Origin of the sequence: Variovorax raffinosi (assembly GCF_051216615.1) — a bacterium.
GTDB lineage: Bacteria > Pseudomonadota > Gammaproteobacteria > Burkholderiales > Burkholderiaceae_C > Variovorax.
Genome location: NZ_JBPJZR010000005.1, coordinates 362,789 through 380,459 on the forward strand (window position 1 = coordinate 362,789; position 17,671 = coordinate 380,459).

19 protein-coding genes are annotated in these 17,671 nt (G+C 65.3%); all 19 read right to left on the reverse strand.

Going from position 1 to position 17,671, the window contains the following annotated elements:
• Window positions 1–98: 98 nt before the first annotated feature.
• Entirely contained in the window at window positions 99–740 is a 642-nt protein-coding gene (gene cheZ, locus ACSFB7_RS18150) for a protein phosphatase CheZ (RefSeq protein ID WP_435472516.1), read from the reverse strand.
• 423 nt (window positions 741–1,163) lie between these two features.
• Window positions 1,164–1,559, reverse strand: coding sequence for a chemotaxis response regulator CheY (gene cheY / locus ACSFB7_RS18155; RefSeq protein ID WP_185546042.1), 396 nt, complete (start codon window positions 1,557–1,559; stop codon window positions 1,164–1,166).
• A gap of 30 nt (window positions 1,560–1,589) precedes the next feature.
• Entirely contained in the window at window positions 1,590–2,615 is a 1,026-nt protein-coding gene (locus ACSFB7_RS18160; protein ID WP_435472699.1) for a protein-glutamate methylesterase/protein-glutamine glutaminase, read from the reverse strand.
• 56 nt (window positions 2,616–2,671) lie between these two features.
• A complete protein-coding gene (gene cheD, locus ACSFB7_RS18165) occupies window positions 2,672–3,355 on the reverse strand; it encodes a chemoreceptor glutamine deamidase CheD (RefSeq protein ID WP_435472518.1) in 684 nt (227 codons plus the stop codon).
• Window positions 3,352–4,218 carry a CheR family methyltransferase gene (locus ACSFB7_RS18170; RefSeq protein WP_435472520.1) on the reverse strand — a complete coding sequence of 289 codons (867 nt, stop codon included), beginning with the start codon at window positions 4,216–4,218 and terminating at the stop codon, window positions 3,352–3,354. The genes cheD and ACSFB7_RS18170 overlap by 4 nt, the downstream gene beginning before the upstream one ends.
• Window positions 4,219–4,275: 57 nt before the next feature.
• Complete coding sequence (locus tag ACSFB7_RS18175; RefSeq protein WP_435472522.1) at window positions 4,276–5,616, reverse strand: EAL and HDOD domain-containing protein; 1,341 nt, start codon at window positions 5,614–5,616, stop codon at window positions 4,276–4,278.
• Between the two features lie 22 nt (window positions 5,617–5,638).
• Window positions 5,639–7,678, reverse strand: coding sequence for a chemotaxis protein CheA (gene cheA, locus ACSFB7_RS18180; protein ID WP_435472524.1), 2,040 nt, complete (start codon window positions 7,676–7,678; stop codon window positions 5,639–5,641).
• A gap of 52 nt (window positions 7,679–7,730) precedes the next feature.
• On the reverse strand, window positions 7,731–8,684 hold the full coding sequence (motB, locus tag ACSFB7_RS18185) for a flagellar motor protein MotB (protein ID WP_435472527.1): 954 nt from the start codon (window positions 8,682–8,684) through the stop codon (window positions 7,731–7,733).
• A 42-nt stretch (window positions 8,685–8,726) separates the two neighbouring features.
• Window positions 8,727–9,587, reverse strand: coding sequence for a flagellar motor stator protein MotA (motA, locus tag ACSFB7_RS18190; RefSeq protein WP_435472529.1), 861 nt, complete (start codon window positions 9,585–9,587; stop codon window positions 8,727–8,729).
• 63 nt (window positions 9,588–9,650) lie between these two features.
• Window positions 9,651–10,238 (reverse strand): flagellar transcriptional regulator FlhC, encoded by a 588-nt coding sequence (flhC, locus tag ACSFB7_RS18195; protein ID WP_435472531.1) that lies wholly within the window; start codon window positions 10,236–10,238, stop codon window positions 9,651–9,653.
• A complete protein-coding gene (gene flhD / locus ACSFB7_RS18200; RefSeq protein ID WP_435472533.1) occupies window positions 10,235–10,636 on the reverse strand; it encodes a flagellar transcriptional regulator FlhD in 402 nt (133 codons plus the stop codon). Before flhD ends, flhC begins: the two co-directional genes overlap by 4 nt.
• A gap of 322 nt (window positions 10,637–10,958) precedes the next feature.
• On the reverse strand, window positions 10,959–11,267 hold the full coding sequence (locus ACSFB7_RS18205) for an EscU/YscU/HrcU family type III secretion system export apparatus switch protein (RefSeq protein WP_435472535.1): 309 nt from the start codon (window positions 11,265–11,267) through the stop codon (window positions 10,959–10,961).
• Window positions 11,264–12,583: a flagellar hook-length control protein FliK gene (gene fliK, locus ACSFB7_RS18210; protein ID WP_435472536.1), complete on the reverse strand. Its 1,320-nt coding sequence runs from the start codon at window positions 12,581–12,583 to the stop codon at window positions 11,264–11,266. Before fliK ends, ACSFB7_RS18205 begins: the two co-directional genes overlap by 4 nt.
• A 23-nt stretch (window positions 12,584–12,606) precedes the next feature.
• Window positions 12,607–12,939 (reverse strand): flagellar protein FliT, encoded by a 333-nt coding sequence (locus ACSFB7_RS18215; protein WP_435472538.1) that lies wholly within the window; start codon window positions 12,937–12,939, stop codon window positions 12,607–12,609.
• 35 nt (window positions 12,940–12,974) lie between these two features.
• Window positions 12,975–13,394, reverse strand: a complete 420-nt coding sequence (gene fliS, locus ACSFB7_RS18220) for a flagellar export chaperone FliS (protein ID WP_435472540.1) — start codon at window positions 13,392–13,394, stop codon at window positions 12,975–12,977.
• Window positions 13,395–13,421: 27 nt separating this feature from the next.
• A complete protein-coding gene (gene fliD / locus ACSFB7_RS18225; RefSeq protein WP_435472542.1) occupies window positions 13,422–14,861 on the reverse strand; it encodes a flagellar filament capping protein FliD in 1,440 nt (479 codons plus the stop codon).
• A gap of 58 nt (window positions 14,862–14,919) precedes the next feature.
• Window positions 14,920–15,264, reverse strand: a complete 345-nt coding sequence (locus ACSFB7_RS18230) for a flagellar protein FlaG (protein ID WP_435472544.1) — start codon at window positions 15,262–15,264, stop codon at window positions 14,920–14,922.
• A gap of 182 nt (window positions 15,265–15,446) precedes the next feature.
• Window positions 15,447–17,099 (reverse strand): flagellin N-terminal helical domain-containing protein, encoded by a 1,653-nt coding sequence (locus ACSFB7_RS18235; protein ID WP_435472546.1) that lies wholly within the window; start codon window positions 17,097–17,099, stop codon window positions 15,447–15,449.
• Window positions 17,100–17,278: 179 nt separating this feature from the next.
• Entirely contained in the window at window positions 17,279–17,596 is a 318-nt protein-coding gene (fliE, locus tag ACSFB7_RS18240) for a flagellar hook-basal body complex protein FliE (protein WP_475545397.1), read from the reverse strand.
• Window positions 17,597–17,671 lie beyond the last annotated feature (75 nt).

The following is a 17,671-nucleotide window of genomic DNA, read 5'->3' on the forward strand; positions in this document are numbered from 1 at the left end:
GCTCAAGACCAAATTATTGAATCCGGTCGCTCGGAACAATCCGTCGATCAGGGCCGGTATCGCCCTGCAATTCGGACAATCGATCAGGCCGCGCGGCCCTAGAAGCCCAGGCTCTCCAGCAGGTCGTCGACCTGGGCCTGGTCGGTCACGGCATCGGGGTTGCCGGGCTTGATCTGCGGGCCGTTCTGCAGGCTGTGCGCGGCCTCCTGGCGCTTTTCGGGTGGCGAGTTGTCGATCAGCACCTGCAGCAGTTGCGTCTCGACGTCGTTGACCACTTCCATCATCTTCTTGATGACCTGGCCGGTCAGGTCCTGGAAATCTTGCGCCATCAGGATTTCCATCAACTGCGAGTTGATGGCGCTGGCGCGTTGCGGCACGCCGTCGAGGTAGCCGCGCGTGTCCAGCACCAGTTCGCGCGCATGGTCGAGTTCGATCGGGTTCAGGAACCATTCGTCCCAGCGCTGGCTCAGGCCCTTGGCATCGCTCGCCAGGGCTTCCTGCAGCGGCTGTGCCACGTCGATGGCGTTGAGTGCGCGATGCGCTGCACGTTCGGTGGTCGCGGCCACGTAGCTCAGGCGGTCGCGCGCATCCGGAATGGCTTGCGCGGCCTTGGCCACCTGTTTGTCGAGCCCAAGTTCGCGCAGGCCCTCGCGCAGTTGGCGTGTGAGCTGGCCGATGCGGCCCAGCAATTGTTCCGCGGTGTCTGTCGGGTCTGCGGCTCCCGTTGCATCTAGAGTCATGTCAGTGTTCCGTCGCGCGTTGTGTTGCGGATTGCTTGTGTTTGGGGTGCTGTTGTTTGGGGCGCTGCTGTGCGGGGCGGGTTCGGACTCGGGTTCATTCGGGGCGAGTGCGAATGACACCGGGTACTCCCCTCCGCGAATGTCCCCCGCTTCGCTCCTCCTTTATTTCGCTGCGGGGAGCACCCGGCGTCATTCGCACAGGGACACGCTGCTGGTGCACTGCTGATTAACGACTGCTCTGTCCAGCGCTCGCGCCGATACGGGGCTCTTTTTCGCGAAATAAAGGAGGAGCGAAGCGGGGGACATTCGCGAAAAAGAGCACCGTGTCGGCGTGAGTGCCGCCCTGAACAGCAGCGCCCCGAACACAGCCCAGCCCTTCGCACGTCACGCACAACGCGACGCACAGAAACGCAGGCGTTCATTTCAGCCCGCTTCCTTCGCCAGCTTCTCGAAGATCTTGGTGATCTTCTCTTCCAACGTGGCAGCCGTGAAAGGCTTCACCACATACCCGTTGGCGCCGGCCTGCGCAGCCGCGACGATGTTTTCTTTTTTTGCCTCGGCCGTGACCATCAGCACCGGCAGCTTCTTCAGCTCCGGGTCGGCGCGAATGGTCTGCAGCATCGTCAGCCCGTCCATGTTCGGCATGTTCCAGTCGGACACCACAAAACCGAAGTTGCCGCCGCGCAGCTTCTCGATGCCGGCAGCGCCGTCCTCGGCCTCGTCGACGTTCAGGAACTCCAGCTCCTTCAGCAGATTGCGCACGATGCGCCGCATGGTCGGGAAGTCGTCCACAACCAGAATTTTGATGCTCTTATCGATCACGATGTTTCCAACTCCACAGGTCGTTTTTCAAACTCGGTTCGCACGTTCGCCGAACGTGCGAAGGTGCGCCAGAACCCGGCGACAGACTTCACTCAAAGGGGACACTTCATCCACCGCACCCAACGCGATCGCTTCGCGCGGCATGCCGAACACCACGCAACTGGCCTCGTCCTGCGCCAGCGTGTGAGCACCCGCACGCTTCATGCGCAACAGGCCCTCGGCACCGTCCTTGCCCATGCCGGTCAGGATGATCCCGATGGCGTTCTTGCCGGCATGCTTGGCCGCCGAATCGAACAGCACGTCGATCGAGGGCCGGTGGCGGTTGACGGGCGGCTCCTGGTCCAGGTGCGCCACGTAGTTGGCGCCGCTGCGGCCCAGCGACAGGTGATAGCCACCGGGCGCGATGTAGGCATGGCCCGGCAGCACGCGCTCGCCGTGCTCGGCTTCCTTCACGTTGATGCGGCACAGCCCATCCAGCCGCTGCGCAAAGGAGCGCGTGAAGCCGGCAGGCATGTGCTGCGCGATCAGCACCGCGGGCGAGTCGGGCGGCAACGGCTGCAGCACTTCGCGAATGGCCTCGGTGCCACCGGTCGATGCACCGATGATGATCAGCTTCTCGGTACTCAGCAGCGGGCTGCGCAACAGCGACTCCTGCGGCACGTCCGAAGCCGGCCGGGCCGATGCGGCATGGCGGCTGGGCAGCAGGCGCGCGCTGGCGGCCGTGCGGATCTTGCCGGCGATCAGCTCGGTGTAGTTGAGCAGGCCGTCGCGCACGCCCAGGCGCGGCTTGGTCACGAAGTCGATGGCGCCGAGTTCGAGCGCGCGCAACGCGATCTCGGAACCGCGCTCGGTCAGCGACGACACCATGACCACCGGCATCGGCCGCAGGCGCATGAGTTTTTCCAGAAACTCCAGCCCGTCCATGCGCGGCATTTCGACGTCGAGCGTCAGCACGTCGGGGTTGGTGACCTTGATGAGGTCGCGCGCCACCAGCGGATCGGCGGCGGTGCCGACCACGGTCATGTCGGACTGGCTGTTGATGATCTCGGTCATCACGCTGCGGATCAGCGCCGAATCGTCGACACAGAGCACCTTGATTTTCTTTACGCTCACCGGCTTCCTTTGTTTGCTGCCGCGGGCGCCATGCGGGCCGCCACGGCATTGCCTGTTGTTCTTTCGGTCTCGGGGGAGGATGCGCGCTGGCCTGACAGCCGGCGCAGCAACTCGCCCTCTTCACGCTGGATCGACTGCACCTCGGTCTGCGCGCGCAGCTTGCGCACGATGGCCTTGCCGGTGGACGGCAGAAAGCACACGCGGCGCGCATGCGGGCCGCGCAGGTCTTGCGCGGCGATCTCGATGCGCTCGGCGCGCAGGTAGCGCAGCACGAAGTCGGCATTGCGGTCGCCGATGTTCAGCGTGGTCATGTTGGCCAGCACCGCGCCGCCGCCGAACACCTTGGCCCGCAGCCGGTCGCGGCGCGCGCCCGCGCGCACCAGCTCGCGGATCAGCACGTCCATGGCGTAGGTGCCGTAGCGCATCGACTCGGCTGCATCGCGCACGCCGGGCTCGCCGTCGTCGGGCAGCATGAAGTGGTTCATGCCAGCCACGCCAGCTTCCACGTCGTGCAGGCAGGCCGCCACGCACGAGCCGAGCACGGTGCTCAGCACGGTGTCGTTGGCGGTCACGAAGTACTCGGAGGGCAGCAGCTTGACGGCCATGAGGCCGACATCGCGATCGAAATAATGGTGGCTGGCCACCGAGTCGGGGGCTGCCGCGTTCGATGCCGCTGTCATGGCACACCCGATGCGCGCGTGCGCGACAGCTCGTACACCGTCTGGCCGAGCGACTTGAAGGCCTGGTTGACGAGCGAGGCGTTCTCGGAATGCCCGGCGAACAGCAGGCCGTTGGTCTTGAGCAGCGGCGCGAAGCGGTCGAGCACCTTCTTTTGCGTGGGCTTGTCGAAATAGATCATCACGTTGCGGCAGAAGATCGCATCGACCGGCTCCTTCACCGACCACGAGGTGTCGAGCAGGTTGAGCCGCGAGAACTTGACGAGCGCGGCGACCTCGGGGCGCACGCGCACCTTGCCGGCGTTCGCGCCCGTGCCCTTGTTGAAGAAGCGCCGCAGCCGCTCGGGCGACATGCGCGCGACCTGCTCGGTGGTGAACACGCCGGTCGCGGCCTTGGCCAGCACGGCGGTGTCGATGTCGGTGGCGATCACGCGGGCCGAACCCGCGCGCTCGCCCAGCGCCTCCATCAGCGTGATGGCAATCGAATAGGGCTCTTCGCCGGTCGAGGCGGCCGCGCACCACACGGTGATCGGCTGCGGCATCTTGCGCACGTGCTCGGCCAGCGCGGGAAAGTGATGCGCCTCGCGAAAGAACGAGGTCAGGTTGGTGGTGAGCGAGTTGATGAACAACTGCCACTCTTCCCCATCGTGGCTGGCCTCCAGCAGATCCAGATAGGTGGTGAACTCCGGGAGCTGAAGCTCCCGCAGGCGACGCGACAGCCGGCTGTACACCATCTGCCGCTTCTGCTCGCCCAGGGCGATGCCGGCGCGGCGATGAATGAGGGTCCGGATTCTGGAGAAGTCGTTGTCGGTAAAGAGGAACTCGGTAGTCACAGCCAGCCTGGAAGCATGGCTTTCAATGTACATAGCGGGCGCCGTTTCCAATGGGTCGATCAGACGCGCAAAAGCCCTGCACTTCCGGGGTCATGCGGCAGCGTCCGTGGCGGCCGGGCCGGCATCGAGCGACCACACCAGCGCCGCCAGTTGCGCCGCATTGACCTGCGATGCACCGAGGAACAGCGCCTCCGACAGGCGCGGCGCGCGGCCGTCGTCCATCTCGCAGCTTTCGGCCAGTGCAACGAAGGGGCCGTAGAGGCCGCTGCGCGACAAAATCGCCTGCTGCACCGACTCGGTGAGCTGCACCTTGCGCAGCACGCCTTCCATCGACACGCCCAGCAACTGGTCGAGCAGCGAGAACATGCCCGCCACGAACAGGTTGTCGGATTCGCTCGCCGGCAGCATGCCCTGCCCCATCAGCTCGACGAAGCGGCCCCGCAGGATGGCCTTCTTCATCATGAAGGGCGAGCTGGCCTTGTTGCTGGTGGCCAGCAGCAAAGACAGCCAACGGTACAGCGGCGAGTAGCCCAGCATGGCCACCGCATGGCGCAGCGAATGGATTTCCACCGCCATGCCGACCGAAGGCGAGTTGATGTAGCGCAGCAGGCGGTAGGTGAGCGCGGCGTCGTGCTTGAGCGCACCTTCGATCGCGCGCACGTCTTCGTTGCGCTGGATCATCTGCATCAGCTTGACGATCAGCAGCGACTCGGGCTGCAGCGCGTCTTCAGCTTCCTTCACCGGCGGATTGCGGAACGCACCGTCGACAAAAACATTCACGCGGCGCGCGGCGCAGGCGTCGAACTGCGCCCAGTTGTCCACGCGCGGCGCGATCAGCTCGACCGCCGGATGGCCCAGTTGCACCTCGTTCTGCAGCCGCGCCACGATGGCGGCGTCGCCCGCGCTCACCTCGACATGGGTGACGATGGCGCGCAGTTCGGCGTCGTCCGGCAACGCCGGTGCGCCGCACAGCATGAAGCCGAAGCCCTGCTCGCGCAGGAACAGCAGGATGGAGCGCATGTCCGCGTCCATCAGGTCGTCGGCGCCCATGCACAGCACTACGTTCTGCGCCGGCAGCGACTGCAGCTCGCTCTGGAACAGCGCATCGACCGTCACGTCGACGAACAGCATCTGCGAACCGAGCAGCCACCCCTTGCCCTCGGGGTTGAGGTGCAGGGCCAGCGTGTCCATGAGCGCCTTGACGCCGGCGCCCGCGTGGGCACCGGGCGCTGCTTCGCCCGCGGCGCGCCACGCCATGCGGTAGCCGATGACGCGGCGATGCCCGTCGAGCAGCATGGCGTAGGCCACCTGGCCGTCGGCGCCCGTGTCGTCCGCATTGCCCGGCACATGCGACGCGGTCGCGCCGGTGCCCGAGCCGTCGTCGGACACGGCATCTCCGGACCCGGAGCGGCGGAAAAAATCGAACCTCATGCGGCGGTCTCCGTCGGCGTGCTCACAAGGCGACGGTGTCCGTTCTCCGGGCTGCCCCCGCCAGGGCGGCCGAGCTGGCGGCCTGCGCGCGCTGGATGCGCGGCATCGCGCCCACGTCGATGATGAAGGCCACGCTGCCGTCGCCCAGGATGGTCGCGGCCGAGATGCCCGGCACCTTGCGGTAGTTGGTCTCCAGGTTCTTCACCACCACCTGGTGCTGTCCGAGCAGTTCGTCCACCAGCAGCGCGAAGCGGCTGTCGTCGGCCTGCACGATCACCAATATTCCTTGCGTGGGATGCGTCTGCGCGCCGGCCACGTCGAACACGCGGTGCAGCTCGATCAGCGGCAGGTACTCGCCGCGCACGCGGATCACATGGCCGTCGGCGGTGATCGAATGCAGGTGCTCGGGCAGCGGCTGCAGCGACTCGATGACATAGCTCAGCGGCAGGATATAGGCCTCGTCACCCACCTTGACCGACATGCCGTTCAGGATGGCGAGCGTGAGCGGCAGCACGATGCGCGTGGTGGTGCCCTGCCCGCCGCGCGAATGGATCTCGACGTGGCCGCCCATCTCCTGGATGTTGCGCTTGACCACGTCCATGCCGACGCCACGACCCGAGATGTCGGTGATCTGCTCGGCGGTGGAAAAGCCGGGCGCGAAGATCAGTTGCCACACCTCTTCGTCGGGCATCGTTTCACTCACCGCCATGCCCTGCTGCATGGCCTTGGCGAGGATGCGTTCGCGGTTCAGGCCGGCGCCGTCGTCGCTGACCTCGATCACGATGTTGCCGCCGTGGTGCTGCGCCGACAGCAGCAACTGGCCGGTGGCGTCCTTGCCCTTGGCCAGGCGCACTTCGGGCGTTTCGATGCCGTGGTCCAGGCTGTTGCGCACCAGGTGCGTGAGCGGATCGACGATGCGTTCGATCAAACCCTTGTCGAGTTCGGTCTCCTTGCCGTAGGTGTCCAGGCGCACCTGCTTGCCCAGCTTGGCGCTGACGTCGCGGATCACGCGCGGGAAGCGGCTGAACACGTAGTCCATCGGCATCATGCGGATGGACATCACCGATTCCTGCAGGTCGCGCGCATTGCGCTCCAGATGGCCCAGGCCGCTCAGGAAGCGCTCGTAGGCGACCGGGTCGAGCATGGTCGCGGCCTGCGTGAGCATCGACTGCGTGATGACGAGTTCGCCCACGAGGTTGATGAGCTGGTCGACCTTCTCGACGTCGACGCGGATGGAGCTGGATTCCTTGGCGCCGGGGGCTGCTGCTGCGGCTTGCACGGGGGCGGCGGCTGCGGCCGTCGGCCTGGCGGGTTCCTCGATAGCCGGCTCGGGTGCGGGTGCCGCCACGGGCGCCTCTGCCACCACCACCACTGCTTCAGCGGCTTCGCGCGTGATGTCGATCTGCGACTCGTCGATGACGAAGCAGCACACGGCCACGATGTCGTCGGGGTCGCAGGTGGTCTCCAGCATCACCGTGAACTGGTCGTTGCTGCGCGTGCGCGACAGGACCTTGCCCAGGTTGGCCAGCTCGCCGGCAAGCAGCTCGCATTCGCTGTCGGACAGGCGTGCGAAGCGGATGCGCAGCACGCCGTCGCCGCCGGCGGCGACCACTGCCGCAGCCACCGGCGCGGCCACGGGTGCCGGCGCGGGCGCAGGTGCGGCCGCGCTGTCCGCGCCGCTCTCCAGCGCGAGTTGCTGAAGCACGCCACAGATGTGCGCGACCCTGTCGGCGTCCGGCTCCTTGCCGGCCTGGTAGGCGGTGAGTTGTTCTTGCAAGGCGTCCTTCGTTTCCAGAAAGGCATCGATCATCGAACCGCTCAGGCGCAGTTGCCCGTGGCGGGCCCTGTCCAGAAGCGTTTCGAGCACGTGCGTGGTGTTGGTCAAGGCGGTGAAACCGAACGTCGCCGCGCCACCCTTGATGGAGTGCGCCGCGCGGAAGATGGCGTTGAGCTGTTCGCTGTCCGGCGCCTCGACGTCGAGGTCGAGCAGCAACTGCTCCATCTCCGCAAGAAGCTCGATGGCTTCGACGAAGAAGGCCTGGGTGAATTGACTGAGGTCCATCTGATTGCTCCGGGGCCGGCGCGCTGGCGTGGCCACTTGGGTGTTGTCGTTGTTATTCCGCCGTGACGGCTGCCTTGGGCGCCGCCGGCTTCGCGGCTTCGCTGCTGGAGACACGGGCAACACCGCCACCCGCGTTCGCCGCGGACGGCAAACCGCCCACGCGCATGACGGCTGCGTCGTTGCTGTTCTCCCGCTCGATGCGCTCCTGCGTGCGATGGTTCAGCAGGATGATGCTGATGCGGCGGTTGATCGGGTTGCGCGGATCGGCGCGGTCCAGGTGCATGCTGTCGGCCAGGCCGATCACGCGCAGCACCTTGTCCTCGGTCATGCCGCCCGTCACCAGTTCGCGCCGCGAGGCGTTGGCGCGGTCGGCCGACAGTTCCCAGTTGCCGTAGGAACGGTCGTTGGTGTAGACGATGGCGTCGGTGTGGCCCGACAGCGTGAGCTTGTTCGGCAGGCCGTTGAGCGCGGGCGCCAGCTCGCGCAGGATGGCGCGCATGTGCGGCACCACGCGGGCGCTGGCCAGCTCGAACATCGGGCGGTTCTCGCTGTCCACGATCTGCAGGCGCAGGCCCTCGGTCGTGATGTCGATCAATATCTGCGAGCGGAACTGCTGGAACACCGGGCTCTTCTCGATCAGCTCGTCCAGCTTCTTCTTCATCTCGACCAGGCGGCTGGCGTCGGCCTCGTCCTCGCTGGCCGTCTCGGTGTGCTTGACCTCGCCCTCGACATGCATCACGTCGGCGCCGCCGCCCGGGATCATGCTGGTGCTCAGGCTGCTCCTGTCGCCGCCGGCCATCGCGACGCGCAGCGGCATGCGAAAGTGCTCGGCGATGCCTTCGCGCTGCTTGGGGCTGGAGATCGACAGCAGCCACATGACGAGGAAGAACGCCATCATGGCCGTCATGAAGTCGGCATAGGCGATCTTCCAGCCGCCGCCATGATGGGCGCCGCCGCCCGCCCGGTGGACGTGCTTGATGATGATCCGGGGCTTGCCTTCGCTCATGGTCGCTTGCTCGTTCGCTGTTTCACTCGCCGCGCGGACGCATCAGCGCGCCTTGACTTCACGGACGTGGTCATCCAGCTCGGTGAAGGAAGGACGCTCGGTCGAGAACAGCACCTTGCGGCCGAACTCCACGGCCAGTTGCGGCGCATAGCCGTTCAGGCTGGCCAGCAGCGTGACCTTGGCGCACTGGTAGATCTTCATGCCCTCTTCCACCTTCTGCTCGATCAGCGAGGCCAGCGGCGAGACGAAGCCGTAGGCCAGCAGCACGCCCAGGAAGGTGCCGACCATCGCGTGCGCGATCAGCGCGCCCATCTCGGAAGGCGGCAGGTTGGCGGAGGCCAGCGCATGCACCACGCCCATCACGGCGGCGACGATGCCCAGCGCGGGCAGTGCGTCGCCCACGCGCGAGAGGCTGTGGCCGGGCACGGCGGCCTCGTGGCGGATGGTCTCGATCTCGTGGTCCATCAGGGCCTCGATCTCGTGCGCGTCGGTGTTGCCGCTGATCACCAGGCGCAGGTAGTCGCACAGGAAGACGGTGATGCCCTCGTGCGCCATGATGCTCGGGTAGCGGCCGAAGATCTCGCTCTGGGCCGGGTCCTCGACGTCGGACTCCAGCTTCATCATGCCTTCCTTGCGGGCCTTGGCGAGCAGCTCGTACAGCAGCGCCAGCAGGTCCATGTAGAGCTGGCGGTTGTGCTTGGAAGAGCGCAGCAGCAGCGGCAGCTCCTTCATGGTCGCCTTGATGGTCTTGCCGTTGTTGCCCGCGATGAACGCACCGAGCGCGGAGCCGCCGATCATGAGCAACTCCACCGGTTGGAACAGGACGCCGAAGTGCCCGCCCATGAGGCCGTAGCCACCAAAGACCGCACCGATCACCACGAGATATCCAACCAGAACCAGCACGCGCTTCCCCTATGCCCTGAGGCGTCAAATCAAAAACCCCGCACCAAGGCGCGAGGCACTTCCCTAGACAGCGCCGCCGATGTCCAGCACCGGCGCCACGGCGATCAGGCCGCCACGGCGCACTTCCACCACCTTGGGCTTGCGTGCCTTGCCCGCGCGCGAAGGCGGACGACAGAGCACGCACACGTAGCCGTTCTTGTTGTCGTGCGCATGGGCCACGAAGTGGCCGCCGCAGCGGCTGCAGGTGCTCAGTTGCAGCATGTCGCTGTCGAAGAAGCGCACCATGGTCTCGGCACGGGTGAAGTCGAGCACGACCTCGCCGCCCTGCGACTCGACCTGCTCCGAATAAAGGCGGTAGGCCTTGATGAGCGCGGGCAGCTCGCCCTCGTCGGCTTCATCGAGCATGAAGCGGTAGATGTTGTAGAACATCGACGAGTGGATGTTGGCCAGCCACGTCATGTACCAGTCGGTGGAAAACGGCAGCAGGCCCTTGGGCGGCGAGACGCCCTTGAGTTCCTTGTACAGGCGGATCAGGCGCTCCCGGCTCAGTTGCACTGCGGCTTCCAGGAACTGGAGGCGCGCCCCCAGCCCGATCAGTTCGACGGCAAGCTGAACCTGCCGGACTTCGCCCAGGACGCTCTTGCGCGTCATGCGGCCGCCGCCCCTGCATCGCGCAGTTGCCCCTGACCCTGCTGTGCCTGCGCCTGTGCTTGCCGGGCGCTCATCAGGATCGACATGTGCGCCTGTTGCAGCGCGGGCTCCTTGCCCTCGCCGACCACCGCAAACATTGGCCGGTCGTCCAGCCGGAAGCTGCACAACAGGAAGTTGGAAGCAGCCAGTTTCACGATCTGGCTGAGCGACATGTTCGCCAGCAAATCGGCGAGCTCGCGCCCCACGCCCAATCGAAACATGGCCTCTGCCCGGTCCTGTTTCACCAGCTTTTGTGCAAGCAGCATATAGGCCAGATTAATCTCGCCGATTTCCCTCGAAATCACGCCGCTTGCGTTGACATTGCAATTTTCCATGCTCATTTCCATTTCCGATTCCATGTCCACTCCGCGTTTCAATCAATCGTGTATACATTATATACACAAAGTTTTACACTTTGAAGACTTTGTCATGTTATCGGCAAAAAAACGTAGGATGAATCTGACACAACGAAGACTTCTCTCCTATGAAGACGCTCTCCAGCGCTCCATGCGAGTGACTTCCATTCGCGAAATTAGTTGTTACAGATAACCTTTTCACGCGCAAATGTATTCGTCACTGAATTTGAATTGACAAAGACTATTGACCCTTTTTACAAGTCGATCAATGGCCTTCTTTTCGATTTCAGGGTGATTCATTACTTTGAATAGAACCACAGGTTATTTAATGCACCGGCCGGCCCGCGCCGGTGGTTGATGGAATTGCGGCCTTTTCTTCCAGGCCATAGATCCACGCCATCAGTTCGGCGACCGCCAGATAGAGCTGCGGCGGGATCTGTTGATCCAGATCGACCTGCATCAACAGCTTCACGAGGTCGGCGGACGAGTGCACATACAGCCCGTTCTCGCGGGCCTCGCGCATGATCGATTCGGCCACCACGCCATAGCCCTTGGCCACGACCACGGGCGCCTTGGTCTTGTCCGCATACGAGAGCGCGACCGCGCTGTTGCGGTTGTCCAGGGCGTCGCTCATGCGGGCGCCTTCGCCATGACCTGCACCTGTTGCAGTTGAAGGCCGGCGGCCTCGAAGCGTTGCGCGAGCCGGCCGGTATCGCCGCGCATGCGGGCCATGGTGGACGCCTGGCTTGCGGACAGGTGCGCCTGCACCGTCGGGCCGCTCACGCTCAGGCGCAGATCGACGTCGCCCAGTCGCGGCAGCACCAGCGACACCGTGGTCGACCAGCGGCGCTGGCTCTCTTCGTCGGTGCCCGCGCCATGGCGCGCATCGGACTTCGCTTGCTCTTCCTGCCGTTGTTCTTCTTCGATCGACCACGCCATCGGCACGTCGGGCCATGCCTGGCCGCTCCAGCGGAACGCTGCGCTGGCCAGCAGGTCGAGTTGCTGGTGCACGAGCGTCACGGCCTGCGGATGAATCACCTCGCCGCGCGTTGCCTGCGTAGCAGCCGGGCTGTCCGCAAGACGGGTGCTCTCGTTCGCCCGGTGCGCCGGCATCGAATCGAGCAGGTTGCCGGACGATGCGGTTTCGGGCTGGCGGTAGGCCGCCTGGACACGCGCCGCGTCGGAGGAAGAAACCGGCTCCGCATTCGGCGCCGCGTTTGCGGCGGGCGATGCGGCAAGGCCTTGCGCCGACGCATTGCCGGGCGCACCCTGCGGCGCGTTCGCATGCATTGCCGCGCGCGGCGCCTGGCCTGCGGCACCGTCGTCCGATGTCGATGCAAAGGGCTGTTGCGGAACACCGGCCTGCAACGCATCCTGCAGCGCGGCCGACCCGAGCGCCTGTGCAAGCGCCTGCGGCACCGCTGCCGCTGCGGCAGCTTGCGCAGCAGCAACAGGCGTCGCCCAGCGTGCCTGCGGCTCGCGTGCCATCTGCGCCAGGGTGCGCGTGCCCGTCGCGAACTCCGCCAGGTGCGACTCATAGAACAGCCCGCTGCCCGACACCGTCTGCGCCAGCGCGCCGGCCAGCGCCGGGGCGCTCGCGGGTTGCCGCGAAGGCCACAGCGGCGCGGCGCCGCGCACCGGCCCCGGCTCCGCCTGCAGATCCGCCAGCACCGCGCCGATCACGCGGGCTGCAATGGACAACTGCGTTGCCACCGAGGGCTGCGCGCCCGCACCGGGCTGCGCCGCGCCGCCGCCACGGGACACCGTGCCCGGCAGTTGCCGCTCGAGCGCCGCATTGGAAGGCAGCCGCACATCGTTGGCGAGCTTGTCGATGGCGAGCGCCGCGCCGGGCGCACCGATGGTGGCTTCAGGCTTGATGCCCAGCACGTCCAGCCGCGGCGTCAGCCTCGCAGCCAGCAGCGCATCGATCAGTCCGGTCAGTCCACTCATGGTTGCGGCATCCGGTCAGGCAGTCAGTGGGTCGGCCCGTAGGCCTTGCCCAGGTTCTTCTGCTGATTGAGATGGCCCATCCTGCCAAGGAGATCTTCGATCTGCGGCTTGATCAGGCCGGACACCTCGGCCTGCTCCACGCGGATGCGGTCGATCAGGCGCAGCACCGTCTCGACCTGCGTCGCGTCCAGCGTCTCCTGCGGCTCGATGACCTTCAACCTGTCGACCAGCGCCGAGCAGCGGGACTCCAGCTCCGGCAGCCGGCCCCATTCCTTGGCGCGTGCCAGCACCAGCATCAACGAGATGCTGGAGGCAAGCTCTTCGTAGCAATGAACGACCTCACTCTGGACTAACATTTTTTCCTGTCTTCTCTCAATTAGCGGCCCGCGCATCAGCCGCGGGCCCGGCCGTCGATCTCCCGCCAGGCGGAAGCAATGTTCTCGAGCAACGCCTCGGCTTCGTCCAGTGCCCCCGCGTCGTTGTGCAGGTTGGCGCGAAACAGCCGCTGCACGATGTAGTCGTACAGCGCCGACAGGTTGCCCACGAGTTCGGCGCCGGCATCGCCGGCGGCCGTGGCGTCCAGCCCGGCCTTCAGGCCGTTGTCCACGATGCCGATGGCCTTGGAGATGGCGTTGCCCTTGGCTTCGCCCTCGCCTGCCGCCATGTGGTGGCGGGCCATGCCGATGGCGGTCTTGGCGCCGTCGAAAAGCATCACGATGAGCTGGTGCGGCGACGCGCTCATCACGCTGGTTTCCACGCCGACGCGCGCGTACGCGCCAGCGCCGGTGCGAAAGTTGTGAGGGGTGTACATCGGCTGTGGCTCCAGGTCTTCGTCTTGTTACTTCGTGCCCGACATCGCGTTGAACTGCTGCGTGAGGTAGCTCTTCGTGTTGTTCATGCTGTTGATCAGCACGTCGAGCTGGTTGAACTGCTTGCGGTAGCGGTCGACCGCGGCGTCCACGCGCAATTGCGCGGCGTCGTACTGGGTGTCCAGGGCCTTGATCGTCGAGGTCACGCCGTCGCTGGCCACCTTCAGCGCACCGGCGTTCAGGTCGGTCACGATCGCGTCGAGTTGCTTGCCGTAGCCGCCCTTGCTGTCGGCGGCGCTCGAGAAGAGATTGCCCACGCCCTTCAGGTTGGTGGCCAGGGCCTTGTCGATCTTGTCGTTGTCCACCGCCAGGGTGCCGTCGCGCTGGAAGGTCACGCCGATCTCGGCGAGCACCTTCATGTCGTTCGGGCCGCCGTCCTGCGGCGTGATGAGCGCCTGGCGGATGCGCACCTGCAGGTTGCGCAGCGTGGTGTCGCCCACCAGCGCGGCGGCGGTCTTGGTGTCGGGGTCGTAGGCCGTCAGCGTCTTGGCCGTGCTCTGCAGCGTGTTGTAGGCCTTGACGAAATCACTGATCGCCGTCTTCACGCCGGCCGTGTTTTCCTTGAGCGACAGGCCGGTCTTGCCGGTGTTCACCAACGTCAGCGTGGCGCCCTGGATGGCGTCCTTGACGGTGTTGGTCGCGCTGACGACGTCGATGCCGTTGACGTTGAGCTGCGCGTTCTGCGCGGCCGCCGTCTGCTTCAGGTTCTGCGTGCCGGACGGGTCGTTGGACAGCAGGTTCTTCAGCGACGCATCGCCGTCGACCGAGATGCGCATGCTCGACTTCTCGCCGGTCTGCGCGGATGTGAGCACCAGCCGGTTGGGCGTGCCGCTGCCGTCGTTCACGATGCTGGCCGTCACGCCGGCCTTGGCGTTGTTGATCGCGTTGCGAATGCCTTCCAGCGTGTTGTTCGAAGGGTCGATGGTGATCGGCTTGGCGACCTGGGTCGTGTCCTGCGTGAACGTGGCGCCGGTGTACTGGCCGGTCGTGGCATCGAGCTTTCCGCCGGTGACGGTGCCGAAGTCGATGGTGATCGTGCCGTTGCCGATCGCGGTCTTGGTGTTCGCCTGGCCGCCGCTGATGACGGTCTGCGCCTGCGCGAGCTGCTTCACGTCGACGGTGTAGTTGCCGGCCGCGCTCACGTCGGTGGCGGATGCGGACAGGATGCCGCTGACCGTCGGCGTGCCGACCACGCTCTGGAACAGCGTCGGGTCGCCCAGCTTCTTGGCGGCGGCCTGCAGCGTGCTGAGCGCGCCCTGGATCGTGCCGTAGGCCGAGAGCTTGCTCGTGTAGCTCTTGGCGCGCGCCTGCAGTGCCACGAGCGGCTGGCTCTCGGCGGTCTCGAGTTGCTTGAGCAAGTCGGTCAGGTTGAGGTTGGAGCCGACGCCGAGGCTGCTGATCGTTGCCATGTGAGTGTTTCCTGAATGAGGGGTGCTGCTTTTTGCAGTTGAAGAATCGGGTGCGACCTCAGGCCGCGTGGTCCACCAGCAGACCCTTGCCTTCGCTCATCAGCTTCGCGATGCGCAAGACGTCTTCATTCGGGATCTGGCGGATGACCTCGCCGCTGGTGCGGTCGATCACCTTCACGATGAGCTTGTCGGTGTCCTTGTCGACCTCGAACTGCAGCCCGACTTCGCGCAGCGCCAAGGCCGTGTTCACCTGGCGCACGGCCTGCTCTAGCTGCACCGGCGTTGCCTCTTCCCGGGCTTCGTCCTTCGCGCCGGCCACCGCGCCGCCGCGCGTGCCGGCACCCAGGGCGCCGCTGACAAGCATCTGCGTCCAATGGCTGTCCTTCGCGGGGATTGCTGGCACGGGGTTCGACATCATTTCCACCTTTTGTTGTGTTCGCTGTCCTCTGCGGCCTTGCCATCGGGCATGGCCGCAGAGGACAGCGCAGGCCGTCCCGGCTTGCGTCCGGGGTCCTGCGCCCGCCGGACACCCACCCTTGCGGGAGGGCGCCGGCATTTCTTTCGCTTCTGACTAGACCTTGTGGATCAACGCAGGAGCGACAGCACGCCTTGCGTGGTCTGGTTGGCTTGCGACAGCACCGAGGTACCTGCTTGTTGCAGGATCTGGGCGCGCGTCATGTTCGACACTTCAACCGCGTAGTCGGCGTCTTGAATGCGCGAGCGCGACGACGACAGGTTGGTCACCGTGGTGCCCAGGTTCGAGATCACCGAGTCGAAACGGTTTTGCACCGCACCCAGCGAGCTGCGCAGCTGGTCAACCTTCGACAGGGCTGCGTCGAGTGCCTTCAACGGGTTGATCGTTGCCTTGCCTGCGCCAACGGCCTGGTCCGTCAGGCTGCCAGCCTTGGTCGAATCGGCATACACGATGCTGCCGCTGGTGGTCGTGATGTTGCCGTTGGCGTTGACGTTGATCGTCTCGCCGGCGGTCTTCGTCAGGCCGCTCACGCCCATGAAGCCGTCCGTCTTGCCATCGGCAGCGGCCAGGTTGTACACCGTGGTGCCAGCGCCGGTCTGGTCGATGGTGCCGATCGACGAGTTGATCTTGGCAGCCACGAGGCCAGCCGAAGCCTTCTCGCCAGCAACGTTGAACGTGGCGGCGGTACCGGCACCCGGGGTGTTGACCGTGTACTTGGCGCCAGTCGCGGCGAACGTGATGGAGTCACCGGCGGCCTTCATGCCGTTGGTGTTGTCGACCAGGTTGCTCAGCGTTGCAGCCACGGTGGTGCCAGCGCCGGTCTTGGTCAGGTTGCCGGTGGTGTCGAGGTACAGGGCCGAGTTGTCGCCAGCGTCGGTCAGTGCACCGTTGCTGTCGATCTTGACGTTCATCGACTGCGAGCCGAGCTTGACGGTGGCGGTCACCGTGGTGCCTGCAGGCGGGGTCAGTGCGGCGAGCGTGTTGGTGGCGGTACGGCCCGTTTCAGCAACGGTGTAGTCCTTGCTCGTGGCGCTGTACGTGTACGTTGCACCACCGATGACGACCTTGCCGCCGTCCTTCATGCCGGCCAGCACGTCGTTGGCCGATGCGCCGTTGGCGGCAGCCGTGAGCGTGCGGGTGTACGGGGTCACGCCGCCAGCGACTGGCTGCTTGTTGAAACCGGCGATCAGCAGGTCGGATTCGGTTGCGGTCTTGTTCTTCGAACCGGTGTTGTTGACGTTGAAGCCGTCCAGGCCCAGGGTCTTGGCGCTGATTTCCTTCAGGTCGATGTCGATGGTTTCGCCATCGTTCGCGCCGACTTGCACGGTCAGCTTGCCGGCGTCAGCCGACAGAACCTTCACGCCGTTGAACTGGGTCTGTGCCGAGACGCGGTTGATTTCGTCCAGGCGCAGGGTGATTTCACCCTGGATCGAGTCCAGGTCGGTGGCCGAGTTCGTGCCGGTCGTGGCTTGCACCGACAGTTCGCGGATGCGTTGCAGGTTGTTGTTGACTTCGGTCAGCGCGCCTTCAGTCGTCTGGGCGATCGAGATGCCGTCGTTGGCGTTGCGCGTTGCTTGCGTCAGGCCCTTGATGTTGGCGGTGAAGCGGTTGGCGATGGCCTGGCCGGCTGCGTCGTCCTTGGCGCTGTTGATGCGCATGCCCGAGGACAGGCGCTCGATGGCGCTGTTCAGAGCCGATTGCGACTTCGTGAGGTTGTTCTGCGTGAGCAGCGAAAGAGAATTGGTATTAATGACTGATGCCATTTTCGACTCCTGGTTTACGAAGGTTGTGGTAACCGGCCTTAGGCCGTAACGCTGGACCCGCTCCTGCTGTCAGACTCAAGCCATCGTTGATTTGGTTATCGGCCGGAGCTTTCAAACATTTAGGGCGGCGTACAAAAAAGTTCCATGTACGGCGGCCCACACCACAACCCCAACCCGCATCACGCCTGCAGGTTCATCACTTCCTGATAAGCCGTCACCAGCCGGTTGCGCACCTGCAGCCCGGTCTGGAAGGCCACGTTGGCCTTCTGCAGGTCGACCATCACGTCGTTCAGCGCCACGCCGGGCTTGCCCAGCTCGAACGACTCGGCCTGCGCATAGGCGCTTTGCTGCGCGCCGCTGATATTGGCAAGCGAGCGCTTGAGCTCGGCCGCGAAACCACCCGCCTCGACGGGCGAACCCGACGCGGGCGCGATGCCGGTGGCCAGCGCGGTGGTGCGCATTTGCTGCAAGACGGATTCGATGGCGTTGATCGACATGAGGATTTCTTTTTCCGTGTGAACACTTCTGCGTGACTTGACATGGAGGGCCCAAACCCTCCGGCTTGCGTGCAG